The organism is Rothia nasimurium (assembly GCF_928391935.1).
Lineage (GTDB): Bacteria > Actinomycetota > Actinomycetes > Actinomycetales > Micrococcaceae > Rothia > Rothia nasimurium_D.
Genome location: NZ_CAKMTD010000001.1, coordinates 726,738 through 735,276, shown reverse-complemented (window position 1 = coordinate 735,276; position 8,539 = coordinate 726,738). Strand labels below are relative to the sequence as shown.

The 8,539-nt window shown below is 58.9% G+C and carries 7 protein-coding genes; 1 reads left to right on the top strand and 6 read right to left on the bottom strand.

From position 1 onward, the window contains the following. Window positions 1–183: 183 nt before the first annotated feature. Window positions 184–687 (top strand): transposase family protein, encoded by a 504-nt coding sequence (locus L7A15_RS10760; protein WP_369127677.1) that lies wholly within the window; start codon window positions 184–186, stop codon window positions 685–687. Here L7A15_RS10760 and L7A15_RS10755 read toward each other — a convergent pair. From L7A15_RS10755 to gluQRS, 6 genes are all read right to left on the bottom strand, one after another. Next, window positions 591–1,151 carry an acyltransferase family protein gene (locus L7A15_RS10755; RefSeq protein WP_423817387.1) on the bottom strand — a complete coding sequence of 187 codons (561 nt, stop codon included), beginning with the start codon at window positions 1,149–1,151 and terminating at the stop codon, window positions 591–593. The genes L7A15_RS10760 and L7A15_RS10755 overlap by 97 nt on opposite strands. A gap of 251 nt (window positions 1,152–1,402) precedes the next feature. Further along, a complete protein-coding gene (locus tag L7A15_RS03350) occupies window positions 1,403–3,559 on the bottom strand; it encodes an acyltransferase family protein (protein WP_237212273.1) in 2,157 nt (718 codons plus the stop codon). Window positions 3,560–3,791: 232 nt separating this feature from the next. Next, window positions 3,792–4,745 (bottom strand): 1,4-dihydroxy-2-naphthoyl-CoA synthase, encoded by a 954-nt coding sequence (locus L7A15_RS03345; protein WP_237200174.1) that lies wholly within the window; start codon window positions 4,743–4,745, stop codon window positions 3,792–3,794. A gap of 129 nt (window positions 4,746–4,874) precedes the next feature. Beyond that, window positions 4,875–6,374: a sodium/proline symporter PutP gene (gene putP, locus L7A15_RS03340; RefSeq protein ID WP_237208910.1), complete on the bottom strand. Its 1,500-nt coding sequence runs from the start codon at window positions 6,372–6,374 to the stop codon at window positions 4,875–4,877. Between the two features lie 161 nt (window positions 6,375–6,535). Continuing rightward, window positions 6,536–7,492: an EamA family transporter gene (locus L7A15_RS03335; protein ID WP_237208909.1), complete on the bottom strand. Its 957-nt coding sequence runs from the start codon at window positions 7,490–7,492 to the stop codon at window positions 6,536–6,538. An 11-nt stretch (window positions 7,493–7,503) separates the two neighbouring features. Continuing rightward, a complete protein-coding gene (gene gluQRS, locus L7A15_RS03330; protein ID WP_237208908.1) occupies window positions 7,504–8,478 on the bottom strand; it encodes a tRNA glutamyl-Q(34) synthetase GluQRS in 975 nt (324 codons plus the stop codon). Window positions 8,479–8,539: the final 61 nt, after the last annotated feature.

The window sequence follows — 8,539 nt, the reverse complement described above, 5'->3', positions numbered from 1 at the left end:
TGCTGAGGTCTAGGCCTTGTTCTTTGGCTTGGGTGATGAGGTTTTGGGCGAGTTGGTGTTCTGTTGTCATGGTGTTATTTTCTCCTGTTGGGGTTGGGAGGGTTTACACCGTTTTCCTGACAGTCCCCTATCAACACCATCGAAAAGGCCCTGGAGAAGATTCTCACTCCGCTGACTCAGCCTTTGAAAGAAAGCCTCAAAGCACCCGGGTCCTTAGTAGTTGACGGGACTCTGATACCCACGTGGAATTGGCGTTCACTTGGTAAAACAAATTTCTCTGGAAAGCACAAACGAGCCGGATTCAACCACCAAGTCATTTGCACCTTGGAGGGAAAGTTGCTGGCTATCACAGACCCGGTGCCCGGGGCCAGGCATGATGCTTACGCCTTCAAACATCATGGCTTGGAAAGATATCTTGATGAGAGCACTGTGGCTGATAAGGGCTATATCGGGTTGGGGTTGGCTACCCCGGCCAGGCGCAAGCCGGGCCAACGGCTGAGTCGGGAGCAGAGGCGGAATAACCGGGTGCTGAATCGGCTACGGTCGGTGGTGGAGCGGGTTATCGCTCACATCAAGACTTGGCGGATTCTTCATACGGGGTTTAGGCGGCCGTTGGGGTTGTATGGGCGGGTGTTTGCGGTGGTGCGGGGGTTGGTGTTTTTGGCTGCGGGTGGGACTTTTGAATAAGCCTCATCGTTCCCTCTCAGATACCTCTTGAGTTTATATGCTCCCAGAAAGAGCAGGGCGAGTGCTGCTGGCCAGATGAGGTAGAACTGTTCTTCAACGGAGAGGGACCAGTAGTGCTGGAATACGGTGGGGTTGCTGTCTTGGGCGAAGTAGTCTGTTGCTGCGGTGTAGAGGTTCCAGTTGTGGAAGTAGGCGCTTGAGGCGAAGAAGTCCCAGGCGGTGCGTGTCCAGTAGTTGGGTGGGGTGAGGATGAGTGTGGCTGTGAAGGAGATGGTGCCGACGAAGAGGGCTGCTGGGAGGAGTCGTCTGGCTCGGCTTGCGTAGAAGTGTTTGAGGTTGATGGTGTTGTGTTGTGTGAGTTCTTTGAGGAGGTGGAGGGTGATGAGGTAGCCGGAGATGACGAAGAAGATGTCGACGCCGATGTAGCCGCCGGTGAGGTGGCGGGGCCAGAAGTGGTTGGCGATGACGAGGGTGACGGCGATTGCTCGGAGTGCTTGTATATCGCTTCGTAGGTTTTTAGATAAGCGGGGGGGGGGGGGTAGAAGTCATGTGCTTTTTCTGGACTGTATGCGGCGCGACGAAATTTATTTTGCTAATCCAGTCACTTTATTGCGGTAGGGCAAGTTCGGATTAACTATTGGGTATAAACTGTGTGGCTTTTACCCAAGTATAAGAAAAGATTCTTATCTTGATGTTAACCCCACAACTTGTTGTTTTACTCTTCGAGAGCCTTCTCTAACCTTTGGGACAAGGGCGTTGACATGGAGAAGCTGTAGCTCTTGGAGAGGTGGTTGGTGTCGAAGAAAACGGGAAGTCCGCCAATAACGCCATGACAGGTTCCGTCTGGGCAAATGTACTCGGTCATATCAATAGTTTCTGCCCCTAATGATTGGGCTGCTTCGAATTGGGGGTCTGCTGCTAACAGCTCTTCAACAGGTGCTTGGCAGGCAGCGCCTGAAACGCTAACGCACTCTGGGCCAACAATGGTGCCTGCAGTGGGGGTATCTTTGAGAACAATAACCTTGGGATTCCAAGAATCCCATGTGCTGAATGTCTCCTTCATAACAGCGGCATATTGCTGTTCCTGCGAAGCTCCGGAGCCATCATCGATGCCCTGTACCGTTGAGTAAGTGCTGAGGATAATGACATCTGGACGGGCCTCTTTAATTTCAGCCTGGATAGTCTGTGACCATTCGGAGCAGGTTGAAGTTTCTATGTCTCGCACAGGCGAATAGTTACTTCCATTGACCCAAAAACTTAAAGGACGTGTCCAGAGGGGGCAACCGGAATGAGTGTAGTACGTGAGATTCCACTTCTTTTCCTCTGCAATAGGCAAGAAAGCCGCCCGCCACTGTTCAGCATGTGAGTCTCCAATAATCCAGACTGTTGAAGAAGTATCAGTGGTATCTGAATAGTTGCAATGCAATCTCCAGAGAGCTCCACCGTTAGGCACATCCCTTTGCGTCAAGGTTTCGCAGCCATCGGTTGCCGTATGCCACGGAGCTTGGTCTTCTGCCGCAGGGGCAACTAAAGGTTCTTGAGTGAAAATATCGGGGCACTGATCCGGGGTGGAAATCGCTAGAGCCCCGATGCAGGGCTGGCTGCTTTCGCCAGAGAGCATAGCTTGCAGCGCTTCTTTTTGCTGCTGTTCTGTGTGCTGAGCGTAGAGGTTAGCTCCGAAAGCAGAAACGGCTACAAGCGCGAGGGTTGAAAGTACACTCAGGAATACAATCCTGGGCTGATGGAGAGCACGGATTTTAAACCTGAAGGGGTTCTCGATGAGTCTTTGGGTGGCAAAGGCCAGCAGGTAGGTAGGGATAAGTGCAAGAAGATACATCCACCAGGTCACTGGCTGTTGCAGGATGAAGGGTAAGAGGACTGCAATTGGCCAGTGCCAGAGGTAGAGAGAGTAGGAAATGTCACCGGTGAACTGGACAGGGCGCCACTCAACGAGGGCCCGAAGCCAGGGGATGAAAGTGGTTGGGCCTAGAGCAATGATGAGGGCTGTTGAAAGGACGGGAACCAGAGTAATTGGCCCTGGTACTCCTGCGGTTCCGGTAAAGAGGAAGGCAGATACCCCGATGGCGAGGTAAGCCACGGCCTGGGCAATGTTACGAACCAGGGTGATAAAAACGGGCTCACTGTCTTGGGGAAGTAGTCGGGCTAACAGGGGTGTTCCGAGAGCGATAAGGCCACCAACCATAAACTCCCAGGCACGGGTGAAAGTGCTGAAGTATGCACCAGGATGGTTAGCTTCGACCATGCTGTAGGCAAGAAGTAGCGATCCGACAGCACAGAGGGCCATGAATAGACCAATAATTACTACCTTGGATGATTGGCTGGTCTTGAGCCAGGAAACGATTGCACCTGCCGCAATGAACACGAGGGTGAGTGCTGCTGGCCAGATGAGGTAGAACTGTTCTTCAACGGAGAGGGACCAGTAGTGCTGGAATACGGTGGGGTTGCTGTCTTGGGCGAAGTAGTCTGTTGCTGCGGTGTAGAGGTTCCAGTTGTGGAAGTAGGCGCTTGAGGCGAAGAAGTCCCAGGCGGTGCGTGTCCAGTAGTTGGGTGGGGTGAGGATGAGTGTGGCTGTGAAGGAGATGGTGCCGACGAAGAGGGCTGCTGGGAGGAGTCGTCTGGCTCGGCTTGCGTAGAAGTGTTTGAGGTTGATGGTGTTGTGTTGTGTGAGTTCTTTGAGGAGGTGGAGGGTGATGAGGTAGCCGGAGATGACGAAGAAGATGTCGACGCCGATGTAGCCGCCGGTGAGGTGGCGGGGCCAGAAGTGGTTGGCGATGACGAGGGTGACGGCGATTGCTCGGAGGGCTTGTATATCGCTTCGTAGGTTTTTGGGTGAGCCAGGGGTAGTGGACATGGAACTCTTCGAAGAAAGTGCGTGGAAATGGTGACTGTGTATCAACTCTAAACCATTGCAGAGGATTGAGTAGCGAAGTGGTGTGGGGATTCTATCTTCTGCTGCGTATTGGTGTGCTCTATACATTAAGTGGCAATCAGACTTACCTCTTAAAACGCGAACTGCGGGGATTTTTTCGAGATGCGGTAAGAATATCCGCATCTCGAAAAAATCCCCGCAGTTCGCGTAAGACCTAGAAGTAGTAGGGGTAGTTCTCCCAGTTGGGGTCGCGCTTCTCAAGGAAGGCGTCGCGGCCCTCGACGGCCTCGTCGGTCATGTAGGCCATGCGGGTGGCTTCACCGGCAAAGACCTGCTGGCCGACCATGCCGTCGTCCGGAAGGTTGAAAGCGAACTTGAGCATACGAATCGCCTGCGGTGACTGACGGGCAATGTGGGCCGCGTACTCCAGGCCCTTAGCCTCCAGCTCAGCGTGGGGTACGACGTCATTCACAGCGCCCATTTCGTACATGCGCTGGGCATCGTACTCCTTGGCCAGGAAGAAAATCTCGCGGGCAAACTTCTGACCCACCTGGCGGGCCAGCAGGGCAGAGCCGTAGCCGGCGTCAAAAGAGCCCACGGTCGCGTCGGTCTGCTTAAACTTGCCGTACTCCTCAGACGCAATAGTCAGGTCCGCAACCACATGCAGGGAGTGACCGCCACCGGCAGCCCAACCCGACACCAGGGCGATAACCACCTTGGGCATGGTGCGAATCAGGCGCTGCACCTCCAGGATGTGTAGGCGGCCTGCCCGGGCCGGGTCAATGGAATCGCGGGTCTCACCCTCGGCGTAGCGGTAGCCGTCGCGGCCGCGAATGCGCTGGTCGCCGCCGGAGCAGAAGGCCCAGCCGCCGTCCTTGGCTGAGGGGCCGTTGCCGGTCAGCAGTACGGTACCCACGTTGGAGGTCATGCGGGCGTGATCCAGCACCCGGTAGAGCTCATCGACGGTGTGCGGACGGAAGGCGTTGCGCACCTCGGGCCGGTCGAAGGCGATGCGGACGGTCGGTAGATCCCGCAGGATCTCACCGGCCTCGTTGCGCTCCACCTGGCGGTGGTAGGTGATGTCGGTCAGGTCTTCAAAGCCCTCCACCAGGCGCCACTGGTAGGGGTCGAAAATGTCAGAAACCTTGGCAGGAAGTTCGTTAGTCATAGCCACCAGTCTACCCAGGGGAGCCCCGGGGCTGCTTTCTTCGTACAGAGAAAAAGTGAGGACGCCGCCCCCACCGTCCTACCTGCAGGCAGGGGAGTGGGGTGCGGCGTCCTGACCCAGATGAAGCTGTTAGCGGGAGAGTTCTACCGCGCGGTCAAACTCTTCGCTGATCTCTTGGGCGGCAGCTGAATCACCCTTGTAGGTGGCCACTGACACGATGTAGGAGAAGAGCAGGTTGACGAGGAAGCCAGGCACGATTTCGTACATGAGGCCAGAGAGGGTGTCGTTGTAGCCCCAGGCGAAGACGGTGATGGTAGCGGTGACCATGCCTGCTACGGCACCTGCGGCGGTGAACTTGCGCCAGTAGAGGGCTAGGAGCACGGCGGGGCCGAAGGCTGCACCGAAGCCAGCCCAGGCGAAGGCTACCAGGCCGAGCACTGAGGATTCGGGGTTCCAGGCTAGGGCGATAGCGATGAGGGCTACTACGATAACACCGGCCCGGCCAAGCCAGAGGCCTTTAGCGTCTGAGAGGTCCTTGCCGCCGCTGGTGAGCTTGTAGAGGTCTTCGGCTAGGGCTGAAGCGCAGACAATCAGCTGGGAGGAGAGGGTGGACATGATGGCTGCTAGCACCGCGGCCAGGACGAAACCGGCCAGGAGGGGGTGGAGCAGAATCTGGGACATGTCCAGGAAGACTGATTCAGCGTTGGTGGCATCGGTCAGGGTTGCTTCGGGGTGGCGGGCAAAGTAGGCGATACCGATGAGGCCGGCGCTCATGGCGCCGACCAGGGTGGCGATCATCCAGGCGATTCCGATGCGGCGGCCAGCGGCAGCGTCCTGGGCTGAGCGCAGGCCCATGAAGCGCACGATGATGTGGGGTTGGCCGAAGTAGCCCAGGCCCCAAGCGGCGGATGACAGGATACCGAGGGTGGTGGTTCCGGCGAAGAGGGAGAGGGCGGTGGGGTTGACGGCCTCAATGGTGGTGGCTAGGCCCTCAAAGCCGCCGACGTAGAAGAGGGCCATGAGGGGGAGCACGATCAGGGCGGTGAGCATGAGTAGACCCTGGACGACGTCGGTGTAGGTGGCTCCCAAAAAGCCGCCGAAGAGGGTGTAGGCGATGGTAATGCCGGCAACCAGGAGCATGCCGGTGTGGAAGTTGCCGCCGAAGGAGGACTGGAAGAAGACGCCACCGGCGACCATACCGGATGAGACGTAGAAGGTGAAGAAGATCAGGATAACCAGGGCAGCGAAGATGCGGATCAGGCCCTTGGAGTCGCGCAGGCGGTTGGAGAAGAAGGAGGGCACGGTCACTGAGTTACCGGCAACTTCGGTGTAGGAGCGCAGGCGGGGGGCGACGAACTTCCAGTTGAGCCAGGCGCCGATGGTGAGACCAATGGCGATCCATGCTTCGGCCAGGCCGGTGATGTAGAGGGCGCCGGGCAGGCCCATGAGCAGCCAGCCGGACATGTCCGAGGCTCCGGCAGAGAGGGCCGCTGCGGTGGGGGAGAGGGATCGGCCCCCGAGGACGTAGTCGTCGAGGTTCTTGTTCTTGGACTTGGCCCAGATGCCGATGGCGATCATGGCGGCAAAGTAGATAGCCAGGGCCACCAGCTGGTAGGCGGTGTTGCTCATGTGCTCCCCTTAGAGGTTGTAATGCTGTAGTTCTTCTAAACTAATTCGTTTAGATTACGTGATGAATAGACTGCAGGTCACATCTCTGCCTGTGGGTTAGCTTACAGAGGTGTGGGCTGAGAGGGGAGGGGTCGCCCTTTCACATATCTTGGGGGCTATCTTTAGCTTTCCTGATGAGGACGTCCCCGTCCCGGTTTTTCAGGGCGGGGCAGGGTGGGAATGACGCCGGTGGCCGGTAGGTGCAGGTTAGATCGGTTGGTGCGCCAGACAATGTAGGCACCTGATCCGGCAATGAGGAGGATTCCAGCATATGACCAGGGGGAGAGGATCTCGTTCAGCATGAGGGTGCCGACGGCTGCCCCCACGACCGGGTCAATGGCGAAGAGTACCCCGATCACTCCGGCACTGGTGAGCTGCCCGGCGATGTTGTCTGCCGAGTAGGCCAGCGCGACCCCCACGATTGCCGAGAGGGCGAGTTTGCCCCAGGCGGCCCCGTCCAGCCCGCTTGTGGCAGGTAGGGATAGGGGGAGCTGGATCAGGGCTGAAAAGGCTAGGGACATGGTGGTGCCCTTGAGGCCGCTGGTGGCTGCTGACCCAGACCCCATGCGGGCTGAGTAGATGGTGTAGCCGGCCATAGAAGTTGCAGATCCAAGGGCCCAGATGAACCCAATCGGGTTGGAGTCCCCGGCGATTGTGGGCCCGGCGATCATGACCACCCCCAGCAGGGCGAAGAGGGCCATGAGCCCGTCGCGCAGGCGGCGCACCCCGAGCAGGGCCACAATGAAGGCGCCCAGATATTCAAAGGTGACGGCAACGCCGAGCGGAATATGGTGGACGGCATTGTAGAAGCAGATGCTCATGAGGGTCAGCACCAGACCGTAGACCAGGACCTGGGTGAGGTCCCGCCGTCGCAGGGCAAGGGGGTTGGGGCGCACGATGACCCACAGGACGACTGCGGCCACCAGGGCGCGTAGGGCAGCAACCTGGGTGGGTCCTACTGAGGCAAAGAGGTCTGAGACGATGGCTGCTGAGATTTGAATGCCCAGGGAGCCGGTCAGGATCAGGAGCAGGGCGGCGGTGCCCCGGTGCTGGGTGGGGATGCGGTCGGTGATGGTCACGGGGGTCGTCCTTAGAGGCCGCAGGTGCTCCCCATGAGGGGGTCCAGGACGATCCAGGGGGCCTGCCGGATGCGGTCGGTGGTGAAGACGGAGAGCATTTCGGCGGCGGTTTCGGGCAGGTGGGGGCCGGATTCGCCGGCAGCAGCCCCGGTCAGGGGAGGCAGGGGGATGGATGCTGCGATCATCCTCATGATCTGCTCGATGCTGACCCCGGCGGCGGTGAGCTCGGCCAGGGTGACTGCCCCGTCGCGTTTGGCAAGACGCTTGCCCTCGCTGTTGAGGGCCAGGGGCACGTGGGCGTAGGTGGGGGTAGGCAGCCCGAGGAGCTGGGCCAGGTAGGCCTGGCGGGGTGCGGACGGTAGCAGATCGTCACCGCGCACAATTTCGGTGACGCCCTGGTAGGCGTCATCAACGACGCACACCAGGTTGTAGGCGTAGACCCCGTCAGTGCGGACCAGCACAAAATCATCCACCATATCGGTGTAGGGGCCGAAGAAACGGTCCGTGACAGTCCACTCGGTGACCTCGGCCTTGAGCCGCAGGGCTGCAGGCCGTTCCGCGCGACGGGCGGCGCGTTCGTCCTCAGTCAGGTTGCGGCAGGTTCCCGGGTAGGCTCCGGGGGCCCCGTGCGGGGCGCTGGAGGCCTCCTGGATTTCTTTGCGGGTGCAGAAGCACTCGTAGACCAGCCCTGCCTCGCGTAGGTGGGCGAGGGCGTCCGCGTAGGCATCTAGCCGGGTGGACTGGTAGAGCACCTCCCCGTCCCAGTCAATGCCGAGGGCAGCCAGGTCAGCCAGCTGCCGCTCTGCGGCTCCCTTTTTGACTCGGTCTAGGTCTTCAACCCGCATGACGAACCGGCCCCCGGCTGAGCGGGCCATCATCCAGGCCAGCAGGGCAGTGCGGAGGTTGCCCAGGTGCAGGTCACCCGAGGGGGAGGGGGCGTATCGGCCACACGAAACAGGGGGGTGGAGGTTAAATTCACTATGCACCCCTCCAGTCTAGAACAGTCCCCAGCAGGGCCCTTCCCCTAATGTGGCAAGAAATAACAAG